Origin of the sequence: Bradyrhizobium sp. UFLA01-814, from assembly GCF_046718885.1 — a bacterium.
Taxonomy (GTDB): Bacteria; Pseudomonadota; Alphaproteobacteria; order Rhizobiales; family Xanthobacteraceae; genus Bradyrhizobium; species Bradyrhizobium elkanii.
In genome coordinates, this window is sequence record NZ_JAQOSR010000069.1 from 1 (window position 1) to 24,592 (window position 24,592).

Genomic DNA, 24,592 nt, shown 5'->3' on the forward strand with positions numbered 1-24,592 from the left:
GGGCGGTGGACAACATCCGGACCGGTGACACGTCGATACTCGCGATGCTTCAGAATATATTTGCGCGCACTTCAACCACTTGATTTGGCGTCCGTTTGCCGCACACCGCAATGCGGCATCGCCCCGGAACTGAAGGCCCGACAGCACGGCTGACTTTTTCGGCCGGGAACCAGTTGCTAGCCTCGGCGTTAATGCGGGCAGCGTTGTGAACCGAGGGAGCTTCCCCAATGGATTTCGCGAGTCCTCTGCTGAGCAAGCTGAGCATTGTGGCCGCGTACATCGCGTTAGCCTTCGTCGGCGCCATTATTCTCGGCGTGTTCTAGACCATTCGACAGGCCATGAGTGTTTGGCGCCCGGCGGCCGCCCCCGCCGGGCGCTTTGCTGTTTGCGTCGGCCATCTGCGGCGCCAATCTCTGCGGCTATTCGGTCAAAAGCAACGAGCGCATCCTGATCAACATGAAGCCCGACGGCAGCAAGTGGAGCGGCCGCATCCACGATCCCGATTCCGGCCGCAACTATGACTCGACGATCGCGATGAAGGGCCCGAATGCGATGCGCGTGCAGGGCTGTGCCTTCGGCATGTTCTGCGGCGGCCAGACCTGGAAGCGGGTCAGCTAGGTCTGACATTTCCGGATTGCTCTGAGGTCCGCCGGCCGCGCCAACGGCAAGCGGACATAAGATTTTTACCCACCGGCGGTCGCTTCATGTGGATCGCCGGGCGCGCTATAAGAGCTGTGTCGAGGTGGAATTGAACCTGCGGGCGGCTTGCGATGGCGATGACGGCTCTTGAACTCGGCCTCCGCGGCGCGGTGGTCGCGCTGTTCCTGGTGGTTTGCGCGGTGCTGCTGCTGCGTTACGCAGCGGTGCATCGCGCCGCGTATCTCGGTGCCGCGATGGGCGTGGCCGGCGCAGCCTATGCGGTTTCGACCGCACCGTTCTTTCCTACGTCGACATTCGGCTGGAGCTCTCCGTTCGTCGCCTTCGCGATGGGCTCGCCGGTGATTTTCTGGCTATGGGCGCGTGCGATGTTCGACGAGCGGTTTACCCTGCGGCCCTGGCATGCGGCCGTATGGACGCTGCTCGCCGTCCTTGGCGTTGTGAGCCACAATTGCTGGACGATCTGGCCCGATCTCGCCCGGACCTGCGGCCGCGTGCTAGCGCTGGCGACGATCGCCTTCGCCGGGCTCGGGATCGCGCAAATTGCGAAGGGATGGCGTATCGCCGTGACCACGGCGCGCGGCCGGATCCTGATCGCACTGGTGATCGGCATCGGCCTCCAGATGACCCTTGCAGCCGTGGCAGGGCTGGCCGCAATTCCGACCCGGTCCATCGGCCTGAGCGGCGCACTCGGCCTTGGTGCATTCGCGCTGATGTCGATCTGGACGATGCTGTTCGATCCGCCCGAGAGCCAGCCGGCGATTGCCGACGCGAGCTCCGGCGGCCCGGCCGGCCGGGCGTCCGGATCGTCAGAACCCAACGGCCCATCGCCTCAGGACCGCGCGTCGCTCAATCGCCTCAACCATCTGATGACGACCGAACGCGCCTATCGGCAGGAAGGGCTGACCATCGGCCTGTTGGCGGCGCGGCTCGGCATGCCGGAATACCGGCTGCGTACATTGATCAATGACGGACTCGGCCACCGCAACTTCAATGCCTTCCTCAACCGCTATCGGCTCGACGAGGCCAAGGCGGCGCTCGCCAATGCCGGCCAGGCCGAGGTGCCGGTGCTGACAATCGCGCTCGACGCCGGATTCCAGTCGCTGGCGCCGTTCAACCGCGCCTTCAAGGCGGACACCGGGCTGACGCCGAGCGAGTTTCGCCGACGGGCGGCGGGCGGGCAAAACGTGGATGGCAACGCGGAAATCTTCCGTTCGAACTGACTTTTCGCTCCTCGATTTTGAAAATCGATAGGCTAGCGGCAGCTGAATCGCGCTAGCTGGGCCACGACGCTTGGCTTTTCCGGGCATCGCAGATGAACGAGATCATGTCCGACCGCCTACCCGCGCCGATCGAATCCACCGCCTTCCAAGTCGGTGCGGCCACGCCCGGTTGGCGCGAGGGAATTGTTGTTCTCGCAATGGTCCTGGCGCCCGTCGGATTGGCGATCATCCTGACCACAGCAGCCGGATTCGCGCTCGCAGGCTGGCAGATCGTCCGTGGCCTGCCCGTTGACATGCCGACACGAGCCGAGTTTCAGCTCCTTGGCATGGCCTTCTATGTCGCCGGCAGTTGGATTAGCGTGACAGCGGCGTGGCTCTGGTCGTCGCGCCGGGGATTGCGCCGCAACGTATTCATCTTTCGCGGACTGACTTGGCCTGCCCTGGCCGCGAGCCTGGCGGGGTTCGTGATCGCGATGTACGGCGCGCCCATTGCGACACACTGGTTGTCGGATATCGCCGGTGGCAATGGTCCGGGGAAAGCGCGGATCGACTTCCATGGTGCGCATGCAACCGCAATTTACATCCTGCTGTTTGTGATGACTGCTCCACTATGCGAGGAGATCCTCTATCGCGGGCTGCTGGTCGCTTGGCTTCGTCGCGCAGGCTTCGGCGATCCGACGATCTGGCTGACAGGCAGCCTGCTGTTCGGAGCCAATCACATCCTCCCGCTCGGTCTCGTCTGGGGCACCGTCATGATCGGGTTCGGCGCGATCCTTTTCGCGATCCGCCTGCGATACAGCTCCCTCACTCCGGCGTGGCTCACCCACTTCCTGTTCAACGCACAGCCAGTCCTGATCCTGCCGCTGATCAAACGGATCGCACCTGCAATACATCCCGGCATTTTCTCTTGATCGTCATGCGGCAGCGAACAAAAGCGGAGCTTAACCAAGGATGAAGCACTTCCTTACCGCGGCAAGGCTGCTGGCGCTCGACCTCGCCTCGACGCTTGTCTTTCTGGTTCTGTTCCTGCTGACGCACAACACCGCGCTCGCGGTCGGCCTCGGCATCGCATTCGGCGTCGTGCAGATCGGCGTCCAGATGGTGCGCGGCAAGCGGATCGACACCATGGAGTGGCTCAGCCTGTTCCTGGTCGTCGCCGCCGGCACCGCCACGCTGCTGACCCATGACCCGCGCTTCGTGCTGTTCAAGCCGAGCGTGATCTACGCGATCGTCGGCGTCGTGATGCTGAAGCCCGGCTGGCTCAACCGCTACCTGCCCGAGATCGCACAGAAAGTCGTGCCCGATGTCGCCGTCAAGGTCGGCTATGCCTGGGCCGCCCTAATGTTCGCCTCTGCCGGTGTGAACGCCTTCGTCGCGCTGACCTGCGAGATCACGACATGGGCCGTCGTGATGCCGATCTTCGGCATCGTGAGCAAGGTCGTGGTGTTCCTCGGCGGCTTTGCCGCGCTCCGCCTCACCGCGAGGCGCCGCATCCGCGCCATGCCGGAGGCCCAGCGCGAGGCCGTGCTTGCGCTCGAAGGGGCACCGGCGCCCGCGGCGCCGTAACCCCCGATCGGGATGTGGTTGACGAAACAAACGGCCCGCGCGACGAAACCATTTTGCCCTGGCGACGAAGAATTGCCGAAACCAAGCCTGCCTAGTGATGGCTTCGACAACGCGCTGCTTCGGCGCGATCACAAGGGGGACATGATGGCTTTCACCGCTTCCGCGCTTCGTCACGGCAAACTGCTGGCGGCAACCGCGTTCACGCTCGGTCTGCTGACCTCGGCGTCCTTTGCCTACACCGACGAGCAGCAGCAGATGTGCACCAGCGACGCCATGCGGCTGTGCAGCTCGGAAATCCCCGATGTCGATCGCGTCACCGCCTGCATGATCCGCCAGCGCGCGCTGCTCAGCGACGGTTGCAAGGCGGTGTTCCACTACGTGCCGCCGGCGGCTGCGCAACCCGCGAGCTACGCGCCCGCGGCCAAGCCGGCGAAACCGCTCAATATCACTCCTCACAAGCGCGGCTAAACAAAACCCCAACAGCGACCAGGCACCGCGCTTCCGGCAACGGAGCGCAGTGCTTGATCGTTTCGGTTCGTCATGACAACCAGGCGGGACCGTTCATCCGGCATTCAGCCTGACGCGGCTCAATTGCCGTGCCCACTGCCTCCCCGGGAATCGATGGTGATGCGCCGCAGCTTTCTCTTTGCGCTTCTGCTTGGCGCCGGCGTCACGATCGGTTGGCAACCAACGGCCAATGCCGCGCCGGACCTGACGCAGCTCGCACAAGCGCAGCCTGCACAGGCGCCCGCCCCGGCGCCGAGTCCGACGCCGGCTACGCCTGCTCCTGCAACACCTGCGCCTGCAACGCCGCCGCCGGCCGCGAATGCGCAGCCCGCGGCGCCCGAGCCGATCGGCAACGTGGCAACACTGACAGGAGCCGCGACCGTCACGCGCAACAACACGGCGACGCCGCTGCAGATCCGCGACGACATCTTTGCCAATGACGAGGTCGCGACATCGGCGACCTCCTCGCTCGGCATCACCTTCAACGACGGCACCACCTTCAACCTGCGCGCCAATGCCAGGATCACGATCGATAATTATGTCTATGAGGACGGCGGCCAGCAGAACAGTGCGCTGTTCAACGTCACCAAGGGAACGGCGGCCTTCGTCGCCGCCGCGGTCGCCAAGACCGGCGACATGAAGATCTCGACCCCGACCGCGACGCTCGGCATCCGCGGCACCACCGGCCTCGTCGAGGTGCCCGAAGGCGCCACCGCGACAAGCAGGAATGTCGGCATCAAGCTCTATCCCGACGCCGATGGACATGTCGGCCGCATCGAGGTCAACGACCGCAGCGGCGCTTCGCTCGGCGTGCTGACGCGCGGCGCGAGCGGCTTTGCGATTCGTCCGGGCACCGGCGGCGCCCGCTTCGCCGCGGTGCCGCTGACGATCTCGCCGCAACAGATCACGCGCGACCAGGGCTTTGTACGCCAGGTCCATAGCGCGCAGACGCTGGGCCGTCAGGTCGTGACCGAGCAGCGCGACTTCCGCCGCGCCAATCCCGACTTCCGCAGGGCCAATCCGGCCGCGCCCTATCCGAACCGCGGCCAGCCGGTGCAGCCGAATCCGCAGCGCCAGAACGGCCTGCCGGGCCAGAACCGCAACGCCCCGCAGCAGCCGGGTCAGCAGAACCGTCCGGGCCAGATGCAGCAGCCCGGTCAGCCGAACCGTCCCGGCCAGCAACCGGGCGCGCCTGGCCGGCAAGGCTCGCAGCAGCCCGGCACGCAGCAGCAAGGCGGCGCACAGCATGCGCTGCCCGGCCAACCCGGCGGCGCGACGCTGCCGCATGCGCCCGGCGTCCAAACGCCAGCCGGACAACAGCCAACGCGCCAAACCCCCACGCAAGAGCCCGCGCGCCAAGGCGGCGCGACGCAACCCGGCGAACAACGATCGCCGGCACGGCAAGGCGGCCTGCAGCCCGGCCGCACACAGACGCCGGGCGGCGTGCGCCAGCCAGGACCACCAGCGACCCAGCCGGGTCAATCGGGCGCGTCGCGCCAAGGCACCGCGCAGCCCGTGCCGCAAGCGCCCGGCCAGATGCGACCCGGCATCCAGCAGGCCGCACCGGGCGTGCGTCCGGGCATGCAACGGCCCGCGGTGCAGGCGCGTCCAGGCTTCCAGCAACGGCGCGCGCCGCCTCCGCCGCGCGGCGCGAAGCCTCCGCCCAGGGACAAGCGTCAGTAACCGAGCGATCGCATCATTGTCGATCAAACGTGCGAATGGCGCCGGCGAGAACGCCGGCGCCACGCGCAGATCGACCAATGGCGAGCGGCAGATCAGCCGCGTCTGGTGATCACAGCCTCCAGATATTCGCCCGGGATCACCAGCGTGCCGTCCCTGGCGATATTGAACTGGTCCATCAGGCCGAACATGTCGGCAGCGAGCAATTGCTGCTTGACCGGATCGATCGCCCCGAATGCCTTCAGCACCGGACCGTAATAGGTGCGAAAGATCTCGAGGAAATGCTCGCGCGACCTGTAACGGAAATTGAAGTGCCTGCGCTTGGCATCAAGCGTCGCCTGCGCGCCGAACAAGGCACCGAGATGCGCCTCGGTGCCCCACAGCGCGGGAGATTTCACGCCCGGCGCCGGCGGCACATATTTGCCGATGGTCTTGAACACCTGGCCGATGAACCCTTCCGGCGTCCAGCTCGCAAGTCCGATCTTGCCGCCGATGCGGCAGACGCGGCGCAATTCATTCGCCGCCTGCTGCTGATCGGCGGTGAACATGACACCGAAGGTCGACAGCACGACGTCGAAGCTGGCGTCGGCAAACGGCAGCTTCTCCGCGTCCGCTTCCAGGAACGTGACGGGCAGACGCTCCGCGGCCGCCCGCTCGCGGCCGCGCTCGAGCAACGCCGCGACGTAGTCGGTCGAGACCACGTCGGCAAAGCGCCGCGCCGCGGCCAACGTCGCATTGCCGTTGCCGGCGGCGACGTCGAGCACCATTTGATTGCTGCGCAGGTCGACCGCCTCGCAGAGCATCTCGCCGACGATCTGGAGCGTGGTGCCGACGATCGCGTAGTCGCCCGAACTCCAGGTGGCTTGCTGGCGCGCCTTGACGGCGGCGAGATCGATGGTCGGCATTTCGGTCTGAACGTTCATGTGCATCTCCTTTGAAATGTGATGCGGCTCTCGGCGAGGCCGCCGGCCTCGCCGAGAGTCCGCAAATTGCGCCAAAACGGCGTCGAGCGGTGCAATGACTTCAAATGTGCTGCGCGCTACGTGCGGCGGTCGAGCAGGACCGGGATGGTCGATGCGGCAACTATGCTCCAATCCGAGCGATGCCTGCAGCCGTGGCTGCTACGCTGAGTCGAGGCAGCCTGCTGCGCCGGAGCTGCACGATGCTCCCGAACGACAGGCTCCTCCGCTCTGGTGAACACGGGTGAGGACAAACCCGCGATCACCAGCCCGAGCAGTGCGCTTCGCACGACCGGCCCCGAGCAGCGGCTGCCGGCGCCCTTCGGCTGACGGCCGCCGGCCTCGCGCGGCATCAGGCGACTGGCCTGCTGCTCGCGATGTGCGAGCATGCCTGCGACCGATTGATTGACGATCCGGCGGATCCGCAAAAGCAGGAAGGAAAAATGCCTTCGTACCGGACTTGAAATGGATTCCATGAATGAAATCGACATAATCGTTTCCTTGATCGAAGTGTGATGGCGTCCCGGATCAGGTTTGGCCGGGATACGCCATGCGACGCCGCGCAGGCGTCATTCGGCTGCAATGGGCGGTTGGACCGGATCACCACGCACGACCACGGTCGCCGCCACCTTGTAGAATTCCTCGCCCGGCATGCCGACGCAGCGCGCATGCTCCCGGATCGAGTCACCGTCACGCGCCTCGTATATGCAGAATGTGCCGATGCGACCATCCGCCTCATGCACCACATAGCTGCGGATCCAGCGGACACGGTCCGGCATCTGCTCGTCGCCGATCCTGGCGGACGTCGCGCCGGCGAGTTCCAGCTCGCTCATGTTCGCCCAGGCGCTCGGACGGCGAATGACATAGAGTTCCATCGAAATCTCCTCGGTTGCAATTATTGAACGGCAGGCGCTCATGGCGAGCCATGATGAGCTATAGACGCCGTCGATGCCGACTGTCCTTACCGCGGACTGATCATTGCCTGATCTTTGTCTGATCTTTGCCTGAACCTTTTCCGCCGAGCCCCAACTCATACACATGGCATTCTCATTTGGACTGTTCGAGCTTGATGAAGCTGGACGCGTGCTGCTGTGCGCGCGCCAAGAGGTCCCATTGCAGCCGCGTGTGTTCGATCTGCTGATCTATCTGGTTCGACACCGCGAGCGGGTCATCTCCAAGGAAGAACTCCTCGAAGCCGTCTGGCCGGATGTGACGGTCACCGACAACTCGCTGCAGCGGGCGGTGAGTGCGTTGCGCGCCGCGCTCCGCAACGGCGGCATGGACGGCGCGATCCGAAATCTGCCGGGCAAAGGCTATCGCTTTTTCCTCGAGTCGGAGATCAGGCAGCCGGAACGCATCGACCCCAAGCAAGTCGATGGCATCGTCGGTGCAATCGGTCTCGCCCGACGCGCGGCGGCCGGACAATTGTGGTTGCAGGCAGCGACCCTGTTCGCGAGCGCGGATGAAAGCGGCCAGCTCAACGCTGAAGATTTCCACGATTGGGCGCTTGCCCTGCAGTGCCTCGGCAGGGCCACGGCAGCGATTCCGATTCTGGTTCGCGCGGTCGCCGCACGCAGCCAGGCCGGTGACGCGGCAGGCGCCACGGTCGACGCGATAGCACTCTCGGCTTTGCATTTCGAAAGCGGCCAGGCAGCGATCGGAAAGGGCTGGCTCGCGCGGGCGGAGGATTGGGCTTCAACGCTCGACGATCCCCCGACGGCGGCCCTGGTGTTATGGATGAAGTCGAAACTGGCTGCTTTCGATGGCGAGCCGGAACAGGCACTCGCGTTGGCCGACGCCGCCTACACCGCCGTCAGATACAAGGATGCGATCAATATCGAGGCGCTGAGCCTGGCCTATCGCGGCTTCTATCGGCTGTGCCTCGGCGACACACACGGAGGACTGGCCGATCAGGACCATGCCGCCGCAGTTGCGCTGTCCAGCAACAATCTGGACCCGATCATGGGCGGCAACCTCTATTGCAACATCCTCTGGGCGGCCCGGATGTTCGGAGATTGGGCACGCGCCGACCAGTGGACGCGGAGCTACCAGAATTTCTGTTCGGGCGGCGGCATGGAACTGACGGGCTCATGCCAGCTGCACCGCTCCGAGGTGCTCGGCATCAGGGGCTCGCTCGACGAAGCGCTGGCGCGCATTCAGGACGCGCTCGCGCGCCTGACCAGCGATGCGCCCTGGTCGCTGGGCGATGCCAACCGGGTGCTGGGCGATATTTTGGCGGCGATCGGCAATGACGACGCAGCTCTCGAAGCCTATGACAGGGCTTACACGCTGGGCTGGTGCCCGGAACCGGGCCGCGCCATGCTGCTGCTCGCAAGAGGCGAAGCGGAGGCCGCCTATGCCGGCCTCGAGCGGAGCCTGATCGGCAAGACCTGGTGGACGCTGCAGCGGCGTGGAATTCTGCTCGCGCATCTGGCGCTGGTTGCCGCACACACGCATCGGACCGCCCGAGCGAAGGCATTGATCTGCGAACTTTCGGGAAGTCCGGATCGCTGGCCGATGCCCTCGATCCGCGCGCTCACCAACGAAGCGCAGGCGATCCTCGCGCTTTCCCGGCAGGATCATGAAACAGCGATGCGGCATCTCCATCTCGCTCGCCAGCTGTGGTCCAGCATCGAAGGGCGGGTTCAGATCGTGCGGCTGAGGCTTCAGATCTCCAGCCTCCAGCTGGAGCATGGAGACGTTCGCGGCGCCATGGCCGAAGTTCATGCGGCACAGCTTCTGGCACGTGACCTGGGTTCGCCCAAGCGTCTTGCCGAGTGTCTTGCCTTGCAGCGCGACATTGAGGCCTGGCAGCCAACGGCACGGCGTCAGATGTGCGGATGATCACGCCGCGCGACGCAGCCAGTCGCGCACGCGTTCGATCAGATTCTTGCGCGGCGCGGGCTGAGGTGCCGCGCCGGCGGGCACGACCTCGTGCACCAATGGCGGCGCTTGTTCAGGGATCACCGTCTCGGCGCCCCGCTCGGTCTCGGCAGCTGCATCGGGCGCGGCCACCGGAACGTCTTGCGGCGCCATGGCCGGCGGATCGGGCTCGCTTTGCGCCAGCGGGGGCTGATCGATGGCCGGCGTCTCCGCCGGGGCAGCCGCATCGGCAACATCAGGCGCACCGGCGACCTCCTGCTCGTCGATGACCTGTGGCACTGCGGCTTCGCGACTCCGCCGGCGCTCTGCGGCCACGGCCCTTGCCCGCGCTCGCCGCTCGCGCTCGGCGAGCGCCGCGGCCTGCAACGCGATCGGTCCGACATTTTCCAGGAACGCGCGCTCATAACCGCGCGACAGACGCTCGAGCGCCGCATCGAGCGGCAGCCAGTCCACCTCGCGGATGTCGTTCATCAGCGACCGCACCGGCTTGCCGCCGGCATCCATGCGCCAGTAGTGCACCACCTTGGAACGGCCGCCTGAATCATAGACCAGCGTACCGAGGAATTCGTGCACGTCGACGTCGTGGCCGGTTTCCTCGAGCACCTCGCGCTCGGCGGCGGCGCGCGGCGTCTCGCCGTCGTCGAGCTTGCCTTTCGGCAGCACCCACTCATTGCGCTTGCGCAGGCGCACGACGGCAAAGCGCGGCGGTGTCTCCCGCCGCAGCACAATGCCTCCCGCCGCCAGAACAGGCGTCCGCGCCATCTCGTGTCCATCAGGTTTGCGATTTAGGATCGTCGCACGACGATCCCGACCATTCTAAGCATGATCTCGAAAAGTGGAAGCCGGTTTTCATGCTCAAACGATGAGCGCGATGGAAACAAGCCTATAAAGGCTTTCGCAGCAACGGTTCGCCGCATTTGATCCGCGTTCCCTCCGCGACATTGTCAGAGATTTCGAAATTGCCGGGCGCCAGCACGATAATCGTCGAGCCGTGCTCGAACCAGCCGAGCTCATCGCCCTTCTTCACATGCGCGTCACAGGGAAAATCCACCGGGCCCCGCGACTGCGCGTTCAGCGTGATGTCGAGGAAATGCAGGCGGAGGCTCGCCACCAGGATGGCGGCGACCGGAACCAGCGTCAGTGCCTCGCCGGTTGGAAGCTTGGCGCGCAGCACCGCGCGCTCATTCTTGCAGAACAGCCGCTCGATCCGCTTCAGCGCGATCGGATTGACGTTCCAGACGTCGCCATGAATGAACGTCACCTTGTCGATGGCAAGATCATAGGGCGCGTGGAAACGGTGATACATGCTCGAGGTCAGCCGCAGCGTGACGAAGCGGCCGTTCCGGTGCTGCTCCACCAGCGCGGGATCGCCGACCAGATCGAGCAGCGAATAAGGCGCGCCCTTGACCTGAAACAATTGCCCGTCCTCGATCCGCCCATGCGCGCCGATGATCGCATCCGACGGGCTCGCGATGATGGCGGGATCGGCTGCGGCCGGACGCAGGCCGGGCTTGAGCTCGCGGGTGAAGCAATCGTGCAGGCTCCTGAACTCCGTCTTCTTGGCCTCCGACAGATCGAGGTCGGAGAACAGCTTCCAGCAGGCGATCGAGGCGTCGCGCACCAGGGGGTTCTCGACCTTGGAGAACCAGCCCATGAAGCGGGTCAGCGCGGCGCGCGGAATCCGGTTGGTTAGCAGGAAATTGAGGTCTTCCTGCTGGGTGAATGCCGAGATCAGGCCCTTGACTGTCATGAATCTGTTAGGTGCTGAGGCTAGCGCTTCTGTCATGGAAACATCCCTTCCGATTCTCTCGCTGTCCGCCGCCGCGCTTGCCGGCGCCGCCGCAGCTTTCCCCAAAATTCAGGCCCGCATCGCGCTGTCACGTGCCAAGCACCGCTCGCTGACCGGACATTCCAAGATGTCCAAGATGGTCGCGCGCATGGTCCCGCACTACGAATTCGACATCGACGACTTCTTCCGCTCCGACGGCGCGCCGAAGGACGTCGCGATGCAGCGCCAGGACGGCTTCTTCCGCCTCGCCGGCCTCTACGGGGATCGCTACCCCAAGGGTCGCGCGCTGACCACCGAGGTGACGGAGCGCATCTCCGACCTGCAGTTCACCGAAACCTATCGCGTGCCGTTCCAGTACAGCCGCCTGGTGCGCGAACATCTCGGCACCTCGGCGTTCGTCGAGGCCTCCAGCGGCGTCACTGTCACCGACGTCGACGGCAATGTGTTCTACGACCTGACCGGCTCCTACGGCGTCAACATCTTCGGCAACGACTTCTACAAGGAGTGCATCGCCGAGGGTGAGAAGCGCGCGCACGCGCTCGGCCCCGTGCTCGGCCCCTACCACCCGGTCATTGCCGACAACGTCAAGCGGCTCTGCGAGCTGTCCGGCCTCGACGAGGTCTCGTTCCACATGTCCGGCACCGAGGCCGTGATGCAGGCGGTGCGGCTCGCGCGCTACCACACCAGGCGCAAGCGCCTCGTGCGCTTCGCCGGCGCCTATCACGGCTGGTGGGGCGACGTGCAGCCCGGCGTCGGCAATCCGGTGTCGCCGCACGAAACCTTCACGCTCGCCGACATGTCGGAGAAAACGCTGCACGTGCTGCGGACGCGCAACGACATCGCCTGTGTGCTGGTCAACCCGCTGCAGGCGCTGCATCCGAATTCCAACGCGCCCGGCGATTCCGCGCTGGTCGATTCCTCGCGCTCCTCCAAATACGACCGCGCCGCCTACACCGAATGGCTGAAGAAGCTGCGCGAAGTCTGCACCGAGCGCGGCATCGTCCTGATCTTCGACGAGGTGTTCGTCGGCTTCCGCCTCGCCGCCGGCGGCGCCCAGGAATATTTCGGCGTCAAGGCCGACATGGCAATCTACGGCAAGAGCCTCGCCGGCGGGCTTCCGGTCGGCGTGGTGTGCGGCCGCAAGGATTTGATGCGGCGCTTCCGCGACGACCGCCCGGCCGACATCTGCTTTGCCCGCGGCACCTTCAACTCGCATCCCTATGTGATGACGGCGATGGACGAGTTCCTGAGCCGGCTCGCCAGCCCGAACTTCCGCTCGATCTACAACGGGCTGGACGAGACCTGGAACGGCCGTGCCAAGACGCTCAACGACCGGCTCAAGGCCGCGGGCCTTCAGGTTCGCGTCGGCAACATCTCGTCGATCTGGACCGTCTATTACACCGAGCCGTCCCGCTACAACTGGATGCTGCAATACTATCTGCGGGCCGAGGGACTGGCGCTGAGCTGGGTCGGCACCGGCCGTCTGATCTTCACCCTCAACTACACCGACGCCGACTTCGCCGAGGTCAGCGACCGCTTCGTCGCGGCAGCCGAGAAGATGAAGCGCGACGGCTGGTGGTGGCATAAGCCCGGCCTCACCAACAAGAACATCAAGCGCCAGATCCTGAAGGAGATGGTCGCCGTGAGGTTCGGCCGCTGAGCCCGCCGTCATTCCGGGGCGATGCGCAGCATCGAACCCGGAATCTCGAGCTTCCGGGTTCGCTCGCTGGCGCGATCGCCCCGGAATGACGGCGTTTAGGTCGTCACCGTGAAGTTCAGGCGCTGAGGCAACGCGCGGCCCTCCTACTCCCTCGCCCCGCGCTTGCGGGGAGAGGGTTGGGGTGAGGGGCTGCATCCACAAAATCGGTGACAGACGGACTCGCGGTGAGCCCCCCTCACCCGGATTGCATCTATCGATGCAATCCGACCTCTCCCCGCAAGCGGGGCGAGGTGAAGTGCGCGCGCGGTCGAAAGCGCTCAACAAGTGAATATCCGCCGTAACCTTAGGAACGTAGATGCCCGGGACAAGCCCGGGCATGACGCAGTTTGAAGACGCTGGGAGCAACGATCAGGCGTGCTTGACGTGCTTCTCGAGACCCGGATCGATCAGCTCGCCCTTCATCAGGAACAGCGGCGCCTTGTGATAGAGCTTCAGGTCGTTGAACGGGTCCGTGATGATCTTGGTCATCCAGACGAGGCCGGTCTCGACGTCGCGGATGAAGAACAAATGGATGGTGCGGAACAGGAGGCCGCCGACGCCGACCACGAGCCAGATCTTGGCCACCTGACGGGTGAAGTCGCCCATCGTGACCCAGGGCTTGAACAGGCCAAACAGCGTCGGATCGAAGTACAGCACCATCGGCGACAGCGCCCAAATCGCCATCAGCACGACCTTGCGCTGCAGATTGTAGCCGACCTTGATGTCTTCCTTGTGCTCGTGGGTCGCCTGGTTGACGTGGTCGTAGCCCTTCGGCTCGAAGAAGAAGTGACCGGCCTGGCGCGAGGTCATCGAGACCAGCCAGCCGACCAGCGCCGACACGACCGGATCGAAGAACAGCATCGCATAGGCAAACAGGAAGCTCAGCGCGCTGACGAAGTGCAGGCTCTGGTTGATCCGGCTGTGATGGTAGAAGCGATGGTCATCCCAGCGCTGGGTACGCAGCTCTTGCAGGAAATTCTTGATCATTGGTTCCCCCAACATCTTTCAGGACAGGATTTACAGGGATTCGATGTATCGCGTGTGACATCATCATAATGACATATGACAATGCGGAGCGACGCCTTGACGCAACTTCAACCTCTCCCCTCATCCTGAGGAGCTTGCGCAGCAAGCGTCTTGAAGGATGAGGCCGAGGATCGACACCGTGGCCTCATGGTTCGAGACGGCGCAGTGCGCCTCCTCACCATGAGGATCAAGGGTGACTACGCCGCCTCTCAGGCGGCCTTCGCCACGTCCGCCTTGCGGATGCGGACCAGCGAGAAGTGGCCGAGCGGCGGAATCAGGCGGCGCTCCGCGAGCTCCATGCCGCGTGCGCCGGCGAGCCATTTGGTGTAGCGCGACCAGGCGAATTCGGCGGTCCGGAACCCGAGCGGGCGCACCACCGGCTGCAGCTTCTGCTCGATGAAGCGGCGGACGCCGGCATCGGCGCTGACGCGGGTCAGGATGATCAGTTCGCCGCCCGGACGCACCACGCGGGCGAACTCGTCGAGCGCGGCTTCGGGGTTCGGCACTGCCGACAGCACATACTGCGCCATCACCACGTCGAACGAATTGTCGGGGAATTCGAGCTTCTCGGCGTCCATCACCGCGAGGCCCTCGACATTCTTCAGGCCCCGCTCCGCAACCCGCTTCTTGGCCTTCTCCAGCATCGCTTCCGAGATGTCGGTGCCGAAGATGCGGACGTTCTGGCTGTAGAGCGGCAGCGAGATGCCGGTGCCGACGCCGACCTCGAGCACCCGGCCACCGATCTTGTTGGTGGCCTGGATCGCGGCCTGCCGGCCCTTGCTGAACACACCGCCAAACACGAGGTCGTAGATCGGCGCCCAGCGGTCATAGGCCTGCTCGACCGTCTCGCGGTCGAAGTCCAGGGAACGGTCGGCACCCAGCTTGATGATTTCAGCCATAGATCGTCTCTCGTCTCTCGTTCGATTGAGCTGTTAATTCGGAACCGCACTGCGGCCGGCAACGCGGCGGGCGGGCCGCGGCGCGCGGCTCGGATGCAGCGTGGCCAGATTGCCGATGAACTGACGCGCACTGTTTTCCCAGGAACGCTCCAGCGCAAAATTGCGGCAGTCGGCGCGCGACATCGTCAGCGCGCGCAGGCAGGCGCTGCGCAGGTCATTGTCGATCGCGCCGATCGGATGGTTGGCAATGACATCCTTCGGGCCGGTGACCGGGAACGCCGCGACCGGCGTGCCGCAAGCCAGCGCCTCGAGCTGCACGACGCCGAAGGTGTCGGTCAGACTCGGGAACACGAAGACGGCGGCGGCGGCGAGGTGCGAGGTCAAATCCTGCCCCTTCTTCTCGCCGAGGAAAATCGCGTCGGGATATTTCTGTTCCAATGCCGCCCTTTGCGGGCCGTCGCCGACCACGACCTTGGAGCCCGGCAGGTCCAGCGACAGGAAGGCGTCGAGGTTCTTCTCCACCGCGACGCGGCCCATGGTCATGAAGATCGGCCGCGGCAGATCGAGCACCGCCGGCTGGTCCGGATTGAAGATCCCGGTGTCGACGCCGCGGGTCCAGAAGCCGAGCCTGCGGAAGCCGCGCTCGGCGAGCTCGGTGCGCAGCGAGTCGGTCGCGACCATCGTCATCGAGCCGGCGGCGTGGAAGTGGCGCAGCACCGCATAGCCGACGCTGTCGGGAATGCCGGTGCGGACCGAAACATATTCCGGGAAGCGCGTTGTATAGGATGTGGTGAAGGCGAGCTTGTTGCGCTGGCAATAACCGCGCACCGCCCAGCCGATCGGCCCTTCGGTCGCGATGTGGATCGCCTCGGGCGCAGCCTCCTCGATCCGGCGCGCGATCTCGCGGCGGTTCGGCAGCGCCACGCGCAGGCCCGGATAGGTCGGCACGCCGACCGAACGGAAACCGTCGGGAGTGAGGAATTCGATCTCGGCGCCGAGCCCGGCTGCGCTGCGCGCAAGCGACGTCAGCGTCCGGACCACGCCGTTGACTTGCGGATGCCAGGCATCGGTCGCAACGAGTATGCGCATTGCAGGAGATCCAAATCGTTAATCTTGATTCTGCTCGCACGACGTTCTGACATGGATGTTTCAAACGTATGACGTCATCGAAATGTTAGGTAGTTTTTCCCGGCAAACGGCCGGTTTTTCGTGTAACGTGACAGTCAGATGTCAGAGCAGAGTGAAAATCCCGGCGCCAAGCGCCGCAGGCTCAGGCGACGAAACTCGTCGCTGCTGATCCTTGCGGCCGGCATGCTTGTGTTCGGTCTCGCCGCCGGCGCGCTGTATTACGCGCTGCGTCCGGTGACGCTCGCGATCGCGGTCGGCCCGACCGGCAGCGAGGACGTCAAGCTGATCCAGGGTTTCGCCCAGGCCTTTACGCACGACGGCAGCTCGGTGCGGCTGAAGCCGGTCACGACGCAGGGCTCCGCCGAGAGCATCGCGCTGTTCACGGCGAACAAGGTCGACCTCGCGGTGGTGCGCGGCGACCTCGATCTGCCCGCGAGCGCCGAGTCGGTTGCGATCCTGCGCAAGAATGTCGTCGTGCTGTGGGCGCCCTCGGGCGCCAAGGGCAAGCGGCGGCCCGCGAAGATCAAGAGCATCGACGACCTCGCCGGCCACAAGGTCGGTGTGGTCGGCAGCACCCAGGCCAACGTCACGCTGCTGCGTGTGATCCTGACCGAGTCCGGCGTCAACCCCGACAAGGTCGCGGTCAGCCAGTTCGCCGTCAACAAGATCGCCGACCTCGCGCGCGACCCCTCGCTCGATGCCTACATGACCGTCGGCCCGCTCGACAGCAAGATAACGGCGGAAGCGATTACGGCGACGGCGGCCGCGCGCGGCGAGCCGGTCTTCCTCCCGATCGACGTCTCGGAAGCGATCGCGCAGAAGCATCCGCGCTATGAGTCCGAGGAGATCGCCGGCAGCATCTTCTCCTCGTCGCCGGCGCGGCCCGAGGACAAGGTCGAGACCGTCAGCGTCAATCACCTCATCATCGCGCAACATGCGCTGAGCGAGGCGACCGTCGGCGCGCTCGACCGGCAGCTGTTCACGCTGCGCCTCCAGGTCGCGCGCGATCTGCCGGCGGCGGCAAAGATCGAGAAGCCCGACACCGACAAGGACGCCGCGCTGCCGGCGCATCAGGGCGCGGCCGCCTATATCGACGGCACCGAGCGCACCTTCCTTGAAAAATACTCCGATTACATCTGGGGCGGCATCCTGCTGCTCTCCGGCCTCGGCTCGGCCGGCGCCTGGCTGCGCCACTACGTGAAGCGCGACGAGCGCGAGCACTACATCACCCATCGCGACAATCTGCTGACCCTGATCTCGCAGGTGCGCGGCGCCGAGACGCCGGAGCAGCTCGCGGCCATGCAGGGCGATGCGGATGCCCTGTTGCGCGAGGCGCTCGACTGCTACGACGACGGCGCAATCGAGGAAGGCGACCTCTCGGTGATCGGGCTGACGCTCGAGCAATTCCACCATGCCGTCTCCGACCGCCGCGCCGTGATCAACGGCGACAAGCCGGGCCTGCCGCGGATGCGCGCCGGCTAGAGCATCGACTTATAAATCGGGGTGCTTGAGTCAGGCGCGCCCTGATGTCCGCTTGTCCGCAGTAGCGGTCAAATAGCGGACTTCGCCGGAGGTCGCAAAAGGGGCAACAGCAGACCTTCGCGGACGAGGTTTTTGCCTACCGCGGGTAGGACGAAGCTCTCGCCTATACGCCAAACACTGGAACGTCAGTGCGATCTATCAGCGCCTCTGCGCCTTCGCTCGGCCGGAGCTCGGCGAAGTTCAATGCAGCATCAATGTCGTTCTCCCAGACTTCGCGCGGGAGATCGTACACCAGCTCCACACCGTAGCCGTTGGGATCATGAATATAGAGGCTGTGCGTCATCCCGTGGTCGATGCGCCGGTCGAACTTCACGCCCTTGGCCTGAAGATACGAGAGCCGGCTCAGCCAAGCCTCGCGGGTCGGAAATGTAATCGCGATATGATTGATCGCGATTGGCAAGTCCCACATCTTCCATTCCGCGGGTGGCGGCGGCAGGTTCGGATTCTCCACGAGCGCAAGATCATGGTGATGGACGCCGCCGATGTCCGTACCGCTATAGAACCACATTCTCGGGGTTGGCGGCCGGCCAGGCCGCGGCCGGAATTCACCAACTAGCCGTAATCCGACCACCTCGGTCCAGAACTGATGGCTCTCGTCCATGTTGCGAACGTTGAGCGCGATGTGGTTCACGCTAACCGGCGCAGCCGGCCGCTCGCTTGCTGTCTCCGCTGATTCCATGGCAGCGTTTCCCTGGCGTTTTTCGGGCCTGAAAAGGCTTCTGGTGCTGCAATTTGTACCCCGTGCGCGACTGTACTGGTATGCTCCCCTGTCTGCTTTTCTTGCTCGATCGTCCGAGACGAGGAGGCGCCGCAATGGATGTTCTCTCAGATGTGCTGAAGACAGTGCGTCTGACCGGCGCTGTCTTCTTCGAACGCCATCTTCACGCGCCTTGGGTCGGAGAGTCCCCGCCCTCGGCCGCCATCGCGTCGATGGTCATGCCGGAGGCCGAACATGTGATCAGCTTCCACGCCATCCTGTCGGGCTCTTGCTGGGCCGGATTGGCGGGGAATTCTGATTCGTCCATGCGCTTCAATGCGGGGGATATCGTCATCTACCCGATGGGTGATGCCAACGTCCTGAGCTCCGCGCCGGGCATGCGCGGTCTTCCAGACCTCCAGGATTACGCGCGGCCGAAAGATCGGCCCTTGCCGATCGTCACCCGTCTCGACAACGACAGCGCCGACTACTGCCACCTGGTTTGCGGCTATTTCGGCTGCGATGCGCGGCCATTCAATCCGTTGCTCGAAGCGCTGCCCCGCATGCTGCTCAGCCAAATGTCTGCTGCAGCGCGGGGCTGGTTATCCAACCTGCTTCGGCTCGCAGCCGAAGAGGCCGGTCGCGGCGGCGCCGGTAGTGAAAGTTTGCTCGCCAGGCTTGCCGAGCTGATGTTCGTCGAAGTCGTCCGCCAGTACATCATCCATCTCCCTGAAGATTCGAAGGGCTGGCTGTCCGGGCTAAAGCACCGACAGGTTGGACATGCGCTACGGCTCATCCACGGGAGTCCTGAAAAGCCATGGACGCTCGCTGAACTTGCTCGCGAAGTCGGCCTTTCGCGATCAGTCTTTGCCGATCGCTTCGCACATTATGTTGGTGTTTCGCCGATGCATTATCTCGGCCGCTGGCGCATGCAACTCGCTGTCCGACATCTGGTCATCCCAGGCATCAGCGTTGCACAGGTGGGAGCGGAGGTCGGTTACGAATCCGAGGCAGCCTTCAACCGCGCCTTCAAGAAACATGTTGGCGTACCACCGGGTTCATGGCGAAGAGGCAAATCATCGCCAGCTCCCGAATGAATCTATGCTATTCGACCGTGTCCGAGTTGGGTCATGAACGACAAAATTCAAACGTGTACATAATGGGGCTAACACCAAACTTGCCGCCAACGACCTGACCTTCGTTCAACTTGTGTCGATCAGGCTGAAGTTCCGTATAAAGTAAATAAGTCCACCCCTCGAGTGCTTTCGAGCGAATTGCACGCCGGTTCGCATCAATCGAAGCCCACGCCGCAAGCGGCGCGCAGGCTTCAATTGCACCGAGAGCAATGTTTGGATTGCGTGCACAAGCACGCGCCGCCAATGTTGCCCGCGATCGCAACGCCTCCGACGACACCACCATGCTCGCCTCCGCCATGACAGACCTGCCCGCGCCGTTCGTGCTCGCGGTCGCACTGGCTGGCGTCTTCCTGATTGCCTTCATGAAGGGCGCGTTCGGCGGCGGCTTTGCCATCGTCGGCATCCCGCTGCTGTCGCTGGCGATGGACCCGATCGCGGCGGGCGCGCTGCTGGCGCCGCTGTTCGTCGTCATGGACGTCACCGCGCTGCGGTTCTGGCGCCCGAGCACATGGTCGCGCATCGACCTCGCGATGCTGCTGGTGTTCGCCGCGCTGTGGTTTCTCGGCGGCGGCGAGATCAAGCCGCGTCCGCGCTCGACGTTCAAGGCGACGTTCGCCGGCCTGTCCGCCGGCGTCACCACGATGGTGGCGCATTCGGGCGGGCCGCCGCTTGCGATCTATCTGCTGCCGCTCGGCATGCCGAAGGCGCTTTACGCCGGCACCACCAGCCTGTTCTTCACGGTCGGCAACCTCTTGAAGGCAGGCCCGTGGCTCGTGCTCGCCACGCCGTCGCACAGCCTGTGGATGCTGATGGCGCTTTGCGTGCCGGCGGTGCCGGTCGGCGTCTGGGCCGGATGGCGGCTGCACGAACGTCTCGACCAGCGCGCGCTGTACCGCGCCTGCTACGCCATTCTGGTCATCACCGCCGCCAAGCTGCTGTGGGACGGATTGGCCGGATATCTCAGCTCCTGAACAGCGAAAGTGCTGGCTCCCCGTCAGGAGGACTGCCTGCTGCGGACGGCGTTCGCGGCAACGGCAAGCGGCGCAATGTCTGGACGCGTCGCGACCGCGTCGTCCGGCGCAAGGCGCTGGCGCGCCACGAACGAGAAGCGGCTGCGCAGTTTCAGGATCGGCTTCTCGATCCAGTGCCAGGAGAACGCGGCGAACAGCGTGATCAGCAGCAGCGCGATCGCAAACTGAACGATCACGGGCGCGTGCGGCAGCCATACCCGCACCACCTGCTGCACCGGAAATCCGTAGAGATAGATGCCGTAGGAATAGTCGCCGCGCGAGAGCAGCGGCAGCCGCGGCAGCTTCGAGACGCCGAGATAGGCGGTGATATAGACCAGCGCCGGTGCAATCAGAAGATTGAGCACCGGCTGGCTCATCCAGTCCGCCGGACCGAGCAGCGCGGCGCCCGCGCAGAGCGAGCAGCACGCGGCGAGAAGCCATCCGTTGTAGGGAACGCGGTCACGATAGAGATAGATCGCGATGCCGAGCATGAACGCGACCGGCAGCTTCGCGCCGCGTCCGAGGAACGGCGCCGTGCTGAAGATCCTGTCATGCAGCGTGCCGGCGACGCCGGCGGGCAGTTGCGACGATTGCGCGCTATGCCCGGTGAGTGCGAGCGCAAGGCCGATGCCGACCAGCACGAGCGCACCGAGCACGATGAGCGGCGGCTTGCGCAACAGGCCGAACAGGATGAACACCGTCATCAGCGCGTAGCAGCCATATTCGAACGGCACCGTCCACAGCGAGCTGTTGACCTCCGGCGCGGGATTTCCGCTGAACACGCCGGGCAGAACGTAGTTCACGAGGCCGATGACGTTGGTGAAGTATTTGTAGGTGCCGAAATTGGTGAAGTAGTCGTGCAGCGGCAGCGCGGTGAAGATCGGCCCGAGGATCAGTGCCGACAGCACGATCTCGACCGCAAGCGCCGGAATGATCCGCATGCCGCGATTGGTGAGAAACTCCTTCAGGGAAAGCCGCAGCCCGCTCGCCGCGATCAGAAAGCCGCTCAGCGCGAAGAACATCACGAGGATGGCGTAGTGCGGAAACCAGGCGATCCACGCCTGCTCGCCGTCGCCACTGCCGCTCGCGACATAGGGCGCGTGGGCGGCGACGACGGAAATCGCCAGTGCGATACGGAGAAAATCGAACCCCGGGCCGAAGCCCTTCTGCCGATCCAGCATGCTGCCGATCGTGTGCCCCAGCATCATTTCCACTCCATTCCGAAACAATGCGCTGGGACAGCAAGCGCCGTGCCAGGAAGACTGTCTTGCGGCGGTACACCCCCTTCCCGGCAACCCGGCCTTAACCGTGCGACGAAACACGCACGAAACAATTCCCTAACGGCACGAAACCATTTTGGCGATTTCGTGCAAACGTCCTGAAACGCCTCACCTGTACTGGTTTGAGCCAACGACGCGCCGGAACTGGCGCGCAGGGCGCAAACAACAGGGGTCGACAATGTTCAATTCCATCAAGCTGAACTCGCGTCTCGCTGCCGCCGCCTTCGGTGCGCTGGCGATTGGCACCGTCTCATTCGCAAATACCGCCGCGGCCGCTCCGCTGCCGATGTTCCCCTTCATCCTGACGCCGCCGACCGAGGCCGTGCAGCCGCCGGTGCAGTCGATGCCGCAGGCGCAGGAGGAAGACCGTTCCGTCGAATTGCCCGCCCGCCTGCGCCGCCAGGTCGTCGCCTATCCGACGCGCGAGGCGCCCGGCACCATCATCATCGACACGCCGCACACCTATCTCTATCTCGTGCTCGGCAACGGTCAGGCCATGCGCTACGGCATCGGCATCGGCCGCGACGGCTTCACCTGGTCGGGCACCCAGACCATCACCAAGAAGGCGGAGTGGCCGGATTGGACGCCCCCGCCGGAAATGATCGCCCGCCAGCCCTATCTGCCGCGCCACATGGCCGGCGGCCCCGGCAATCCGCTCGGCGCCCGCGCCATGTATCTCGGCGGCACCATCTACCGCATCCACGGCACCAACGCGCCGGAGACGATCGGCACCCGCGTGTCCTCAGGTTGCCTGCGCCTGACCAATGCAGATGTCTCCGACCTCTATTCGCGAGTCAGCGTCGGCACCAAGGTGATCGTGCTGCCGATGACCGACCGCCGCGCCGATCTCGGCTCGGCCGTCCGCTAAGTCCCTCCCCTCCAAGGCGTCCCTTAATAAAGGCGTCCTCGACGACGGCTCCGGCACTTCGTGCCGGGGCCGTCGCCGCGTTCATCAACCTTAACGCCTTCCGCCCCTGAAGCAGCTTGATCCCGCCACACTGGCGCCCTCGTCGGGGGGCCTGTACAACCCGTCAAGTTGATTTTCATCCGGGGGAATGATGCGTCTACCGATGCATCCAAGGACGATAGCGCTCGGGATCGCGGTGGTGCTGGTCTCGTTCGTGATCAGCCTCAAGGCAATGGACTGGCTCGCGCCGAGCGTCACCGTGCAGAAGCCGAAGCTCGCGGAGCTGCCGCCGCTGCCGCAGGCGCCGCGTTCCTCGACGATCGTGGCGCAGGTCTCGGTCGCGCTGTCGGCGATCCGCGACGCTGCCGAACGCGGCGCGCCGAAGACCTTCGGCGGCAAGGCCGACAACCCGGTCCAGCAAATCCTGCAAAATGCCGACATCGGCTGGACCGCATCGCGCGGGCCGATCGCGGCCACCGGCGCGCAGGACGTGCTGACGCTGACCACCCCGATCAACGGCACGCTCAAGGTCACCGGCGCGTTGTCCGCCAAGGCAACCGGCGCGGTCAGTGACGCGCTCGGCAGCCTGCTCGGCGGCAATGTCGCCAAGCAGATCGGCGCCGTGAACATCAAGAACGTCAACGCCAACGCCGAGATCAAGGGCAACGTCACCCTCACCGCGCGGCCGAAGCTCGGCGTGTCCTGGCGGATCGAGCCGAACCTGCAGGCGCAGGTCAATCTCGGCGACACCAGCCTGTCGACGGCCGGCGTCCGCATCAGCGTGCCGGCCCAGGTCAAGCCCGTCATCGACAAGGCGGTCGCCGACCAGATTTCCGTAGTCGAGGCCCGGTTGCACAACGACCCGGTGTTCCAGAACAATGCCCGCGTACAATGGGCCAAGGCCTGCCGCTCGATCCCGCTGCAAGGCACCGGCGGCACGACCTCGATGCCGCCGATGTGGCTCGAGCTGCGACCGACCCGCGCGATCGCAGCGCAGCCGAAGGTCGATGCGTCCTCGCTGATCCTGACGATGGGGATCGAGGCCGAGACGCGGATCACGGAGGCGCAGACCACCCCGAACTGCCCATTCCCGGAAAAACTCTCGATCGTGCCGCCGATGGCGAGCCAGGTCGCGATCGGCCTGCCGGTCGACCTGTCCTTCACCACGCTGAGCCAGCTGGTCGAGACGCAGCTCAAGGGCAAGACCTTCCCCGAGGACGGCTCCGGGCCGGTCGACGTGACCGTCAAGAGCGCGAGCATCGCCGCCTCCGGCGACCGGCTTCTGATCTCGCTCCTGGTGCACGCCAAGGAGAAGGCCAGCTGGTTCGGCCTGGGCGCCGAGGCGACCGTGCACATCTGGGGCCGGCCGCGGCTCGACCAGCCGTCGCAGACGCTGCGGCTGACCGACGTCGAGCTGGCGGTGGAATCCGAGGCCGCGTTCGGCCTGCTCGGCGCCGCCGCGCGCGCCGCGATCCCGCACATGCAGCAGACCCTCAACGACCGGCTGGTGGTCGACCTGAAGCCATTCGCGACCAACGCGCAGCGCAAGGTCGCCGCCGCCATCGCCGACCTGCAGAAGAACGAGGAGGGCATCCGCGTCGACGCCGAGGTCAACAGCATCCGGCTGGCCGGCATCGACTTCGATTCCAAGACGTTGCGGGTGATCGTGGAAACCGACGGCACCATCAAGGCCGCCGTCACCGCGTTACCGGCGCTGTAACCGAGTCCTCTCCCTGCTCTTCGCGGGGTCGAGACGAGCCGAGCTCGCTCTGAGCGGGTGGGGTGAGGGACCTTCTCCACGGGTGGCGACTGTCGTGAAACCGGTAACCCCTCACCCGGATTGCGTCGCAATCCGGCCTCTCCCCGCGAGCGGGGGGAGGTAACAAGGCCTCCGCTCGCGCGTTCCATCCGCCCCTGCCCTGCCCATGCTCAAAAAGTCGTCTTTGCGACAGCTTGTCGCAACGGCTAGAACGCCCCGGTGGAAGCAACCCTCAACGAAAAAGT

The 24,592-nt window shown here is 65.0% G+C and carries 22 protein-coding genes and 1 pseudogene; 13 read left to right on the forward strand and 10 right to left on the reverse strand.

What is annotated here, in order from left to right; translation table 11 throughout:
- Positions 1 to 399 precede the first annotated feature (399 nt).
- The 6 genes and pseudogenes from PMN64_RS21385 to PMN64_RS21410 form a co-directional block, all read left to right on the forward strand.
- A pseudogene (locus tag PMN64_RS21385) lies at positions 400 to 618 on the forward strand (DUF2147 domain-containing protein); the annotation flags it as partial.
- Between the two features lie 152 nt (positions 619 to 770).
- Positions 771 to 1,880 (forward strand): helix-turn-helix domain-containing protein, encoded by a 1,110-nt coding sequence (locus PMN64_RS21390; protein ID WP_411782039.1) that lies wholly within the window; start codon positions 771 to 773, stop codon positions 1,878 to 1,880.
- A 92-nt stretch (positions 1,881 to 1,972) separates the two neighbouring features.
- Entirely contained in the window at positions 1,973 to 2,791 is an 819-nt protein-coding gene (locus tag PMN64_RS21395; protein ID WP_411782040.1) for a CPBP family intramembrane glutamic endopeptidase, read from the forward strand.
- Between the two features lie 40 nt (positions 2,792 to 2,831).
- On the forward strand, positions 2,832 to 3,446 hold the full coding sequence (locus PMN64_RS21400) for an inner membrane-spanning protein YciB (protein ID WP_411782041.1): 615 nt from the start codon (positions 2,832 to 2,834) through the stop codon (positions 3,444 to 3,446).
- Between the two features lie 144 nt (positions 3,447 to 3,590).
- A complete protein-coding gene (locus tag PMN64_RS21405) occupies positions 3,591 to 3,914 on the forward strand; it encodes a hypothetical protein (RefSeq protein WP_411782042.1) in 324 nt (107 codons plus the stop codon).
- A 159-nt stretch (positions 3,915 to 4,073) separates the two neighbouring features.
- A complete protein-coding gene (locus PMN64_RS21410; RefSeq protein ID WP_411782043.1) occupies positions 4,074 to 5,636 on the forward strand; it encodes a FecR domain-containing protein in 1,563 nt (520 codons plus the stop codon).
- Between the two features lie 92 nt (positions 5,637 to 5,728).
- On the opposite strand, the gene PMN64_RS21415 is transcribed toward PMN64_RS21410, so the two are convergent.
- The 3 genes from PMN64_RS21415 to PMN64_RS21425 all read right to left on the reverse strand — a co-directional run bounded on the left by PMN64_RS21415 (position 5,729) and on the right by PMN64_RS21425 (position 7,467).
- Positions 5,729 to 6,556, reverse strand: a complete 828-nt coding sequence (locus tag PMN64_RS21415; RefSeq protein WP_411782044.1) for a methyltransferase domain-containing protein — start codon at positions 6,554 to 6,556, stop codon at positions 5,729 to 5,731.
- Between the two features lie 116 nt (positions 6,557 to 6,672).
- Positions 6,673 to 7,083, reverse strand: coding sequence for a hypothetical protein (locus PMN64_RS21420; RefSeq protein WP_411782045.1), 411 nt, complete (start codon positions 7,081 to 7,083; stop codon positions 6,673 to 6,675).
- A gap of 78 nt (positions 7,084 to 7,161) precedes the next feature.
- On the reverse strand, positions 7,162 to 7,467 hold the full coding sequence (locus PMN64_RS21425; protein WP_028332582.1) for a nickel-binding protein: 306 nt from the start codon (positions 7,465 to 7,467) through the stop codon (positions 7,162 to 7,164).
- Positions 7,468 to 7,630: 163 nt separating this feature from the next.
- Between PMN64_RS21425 and PMN64_RS21430 the strand changes: the two genes are divergently transcribed.
- Positions 7,631 to 9,436 (forward strand): winged helix-turn-helix domain-containing protein, encoded by a 1,806-nt coding sequence (locus tag PMN64_RS21430; protein ID WP_411782046.1) that lies wholly within the window; start codon positions 7,631 to 7,633, stop codon positions 9,434 to 9,436.
- On the opposite strand, the gene PMN64_RS21435 is transcribed toward PMN64_RS21430, so the two are convergent.
- Positions 9,437 to 10,237 (reverse strand): NUDIX hydrolase, encoded by an 801-nt coding sequence (locus PMN64_RS21435; RefSeq protein ID WP_411782047.1) that lies wholly within the window; start codon positions 10,235 to 10,237, stop codon positions 9,437 to 9,439.
- A gap of 121 nt (positions 10,238 to 10,358) precedes the next feature.
- A complete protein-coding gene (asd, locus tag PMN64_RS21440) occupies positions 10,359 to 11,225 on the reverse strand; it encodes an archaetidylserine decarboxylase (RefSeq protein ID WP_411782069.1) in 867 nt (288 codons plus the stop codon).
- 34 nt (positions 11,226 to 11,259) lie between these two features.
- Here asd and PMN64_RS21445 point away from each other — a divergent pair, with 34 nt between their 5' ends.
- Positions 11,260 to 12,924, forward strand: coding sequence for an aminotransferase class III-fold pyridoxal phosphate-dependent enzyme (locus tag PMN64_RS21445; RefSeq protein ID WP_411782048.1), 1,665 nt, complete (start codon positions 11,260 to 11,262; stop codon positions 12,922 to 12,924).
- 408 nt (positions 12,925 to 13,332) lie between these two features.
- Here the strand turns inward: PMN64_RS21445 and PMN64_RS21450 are convergent, their stop codons facing one another.
- The 3 genes from PMN64_RS21450 to PMN64_RS21460 form a co-directional block, all read right to left on the reverse strand.
- Positions 13,333 to 13,950, reverse strand: coding sequence for a hypothetical protein (locus PMN64_RS21450; RefSeq protein ID WP_411782049.1), 618 nt, complete (start codon positions 13,948 to 13,950; stop codon positions 13,333 to 13,335).
- A gap of 248 nt (positions 13,951 to 14,198) precedes the next feature.
- On the reverse strand, positions 14,199 to 14,888 hold the full coding sequence (locus PMN64_RS21455) for a methyltransferase domain-containing protein (protein WP_411782050.1): 690 nt from the start codon (positions 14,886 to 14,888) through the stop codon (positions 14,199 to 14,201).
- Between the two features lie 33 nt (positions 14,889 to 14,921).
- Complete coding sequence (locus PMN64_RS21460) at positions 14,922 to 15,977, reverse strand: glycosyltransferase family 4 protein (RefSeq protein ID WP_411782051.1); 1,056 nt, start codon at positions 15,975 to 15,977, stop codon at positions 14,922 to 14,924.
- Between the two features lie 138 nt (positions 15,978 to 16,115).
- Between PMN64_RS21460 and PMN64_RS21465 the strand changes: the two genes are divergently transcribed.
- Positions 16,116 to 17,498, forward strand: a complete 1,383-nt coding sequence (locus PMN64_RS21465) for a TAXI family TRAP transporter solute-binding subunit (protein ID WP_411782052.1) — start codon at positions 16,116 to 16,118, stop codon at positions 17,496 to 17,498.
- Between the two features lie 163 nt (positions 17,499 to 17,661).
- On the opposite strand, the gene PMN64_RS21470 is transcribed toward PMN64_RS21465, so the two are convergent.
- Positions 17,662 to 18,237, reverse strand: coding sequence for a VOC family protein (locus tag PMN64_RS21470; protein ID WP_411782053.1), 576 nt, complete (start codon positions 18,235 to 18,237; stop codon positions 17,662 to 17,664).
- 134 nt (positions 18,238 to 18,371) lie between these two features.
- On the opposite strand from PMN64_RS21470, the gene PMN64_RS21475 reads away from it, so the two are divergent.
- Positions 18,372 to 19,352: an AraC family transcriptional regulator gene (locus PMN64_RS21475; RefSeq protein ID WP_411782054.1), complete on the forward strand. Its 981-nt coding sequence runs from the start codon at positions 18,372 to 18,374 to the stop codon at positions 19,350 to 19,352.
- A gap of 320 nt (positions 19,353 to 19,672) precedes the next feature.
- Positions 19,673 to 20,362, forward strand: a complete 690-nt coding sequence (locus PMN64_RS21480) for a sulfite exporter TauE/SafE family protein (RefSeq protein WP_411782070.1) — start codon at positions 19,673 to 19,675, stop codon at positions 20,360 to 20,362.
- Between the two features lie 23 nt (positions 20,363 to 20,385).
- Here PMN64_RS21480 and PMN64_RS21485 read toward each other — a convergent pair whose 3' ends face one another.
- Positions 20,386 to 21,606: an acyltransferase family protein gene (locus PMN64_RS21485; RefSeq protein WP_411782055.1), complete on the reverse strand. Its 1,221-nt coding sequence runs from the start codon at positions 21,604 to 21,606 to the stop codon at positions 20,386 to 20,388.
- A gap of 253 nt (positions 21,607 to 21,859) precedes the next feature.
- On the opposite strand from PMN64_RS21485, the gene PMN64_RS21490 reads away from it, so the two are divergent.
- Both PMN64_RS21490 and PMN64_RS21495 read left to right on the forward strand, forming a co-directional pair.
- Complete coding sequence (locus PMN64_RS21490; protein WP_283069529.1) at positions 21,860 to 22,549, forward strand: L,D-transpeptidase; 690 nt, start codon at positions 21,860 to 21,862, stop codon at positions 22,547 to 22,549.
- A 190-nt stretch (positions 22,550 to 22,739) separates the two neighbouring features.
- Positions 22,740 to 24,308, forward strand: coding sequence for a DUF4403 family protein (locus tag PMN64_RS21495; protein WP_411782056.1), 1,569 nt, complete (start codon positions 22,740 to 22,742; stop codon positions 24,306 to 24,308).
- The last annotated feature ends 284 nt before the right edge of the window (positions 24,309 to 24,592 follow it).

Bases quoted from the DNA above. Each gene is read 5' to 3' on its own strand.
- PMN64_RS21470 (WP_411782053.1), bottom strand. From the start codon at position 18,237: ATGGAATCAGCGGAGACAGCAAGCGAGCGGCCGGCTGCGCCGGTTAGC.
- PMN64_RS21395 (WP_411782040.1), top strand. From the start codon at position 1,973: ATGAACGAGATCATGTCCGACCGCCTACCCGCGCCGATCGAATCCACC.
- PMN64_RS21430 (WP_411782046.1), top strand. From the start codon at position 7,631: ATGGCATTCTCATTTGGACTGTTCGAGCTTGATGAAGCTGGACGCGTG.
- PMN64_RS21445 (WP_411782048.1), top strand. From the start codon at position 11,260: ATGGAAACATCCCTTCCGATTCTCTCGCTGTCCGCCGCCGCGCTTGCC.
- asd (WP_411782069.1), bottom strand. From the start codon at position 11,225: ATGACAGTCAAGGGCCTGATCTCGGCATTCACCCAGCAGGAAGACCTC.
- PMN64_RS21415 (WP_411782044.1), bottom strand. From the start codon at position 6,556: ATGAACGTTCAGACCGAAATGCCGACCATCGATCTCGCCGCCGTCAAG.
- PMN64_RS21435 (WP_411782047.1), bottom strand. From the start codon at position 10,237: ATGGCGCGGACGCCTGTTCTGGCGGCGGGAGGCATTGTGCTGCGGCGG.
- PMN64_RS21495 (WP_411782056.1), top strand. From the start codon at position 22,740: ATGCGTCTACCGATGCATCCAAGGACGATAGCGCTCGGGATCGCGGTG.
- PMN64_RS21390 (WP_411782039.1), top strand. From the start codon at position 771: ATGGCGATGACGGCTCTTGAACTCGGCCTCCGCGGCGCGGTGGTCGCG.
- PMN64_RS21460 (WP_411782051.1), bottom strand. From the start codon at position 15,977: ATGCGCATACTCGTTGCGACCGATGCCTGGCATCCGCAAGTCAACGGC.
- PMN64_RS21410 (WP_411782043.1), top strand. From the start codon at position 4,074: ATGCGCCGCAGCTTTCTCTTTGCGCTTCTGCTTGGCGCCGGCGTCACG.
- PMN64_RS21485 (WP_411782055.1), bottom strand. From the start codon at position 21,606: ATGCTGGGGCACACGATCGGCAGCATGCTGGATCGGCAGAAGGGCTTC.
- PMN64_RS21475 (WP_411782054.1), top strand. From the start codon at position 18,372: ATGGATGTTCTCTCAGATGTGCTGAAGACAGTGCGTCTGACCGGCGCT.
- PMN64_RS21400 (WP_411782041.1), top strand. From the start codon at position 2,832: ATGAAGCACTTCCTTACCGCGGCAAGGCTGCTGGCGCTCGACCTCGCC.
- PMN64_RS21450 (WP_411782049.1), bottom strand. From the start codon at position 13,950: ATGATCAAGAATTTCCTGCAAGAGCTGCGTACCCAGCGCTGGGATGAC.
- PMN64_RS21420 (WP_411782045.1), bottom strand. From the start codon at position 7,083: ATGTCGATTTCATTCATGGAATCCATTTCAAGTCCGGTACGAAGGCAT.
- PMN64_RS21455 (WP_411782050.1), bottom strand. From the start codon at position 14,888: ATGGCTGAAATCATCAAGCTGGGTGCCGACCGTTCCCTGGACTTCGAC.
- PMN64_RS21490 (WP_283069529.1), top strand. From the start codon at position 21,860: ATGTTCAATTCCATCAAGCTGAACTCGCGTCTCGCTGCCGCCGCCTTC.
- PMN64_RS21405 (WP_411782042.1), top strand. From the start codon at position 3,591: ATGGCTTTCACCGCTTCCGCGCTTCGTCACGGCAAACTGCTGGCGGCA.
- PMN64_RS21465 (WP_411782052.1), top strand. From the start codon at position 16,116: ATGTCAGAGCAGAGTGAAAATCCCGGCGCCAAGCGCCGCAGGCTCAGG.
- PMN64_RS21425 (WP_028332582.1), bottom strand. From the start codon at position 7,467: ATGGAACTCTATGTCATTCGCCGTCCGAGCGCCTGGGCGAACATGAGC.
- PMN64_RS21480 (WP_411782070.1), top strand. From the start codon at position 19,673: ATGCTCGCCTCCGCCATGACAGACCTGCCCGCGCCGTTCGTGCTCGCG.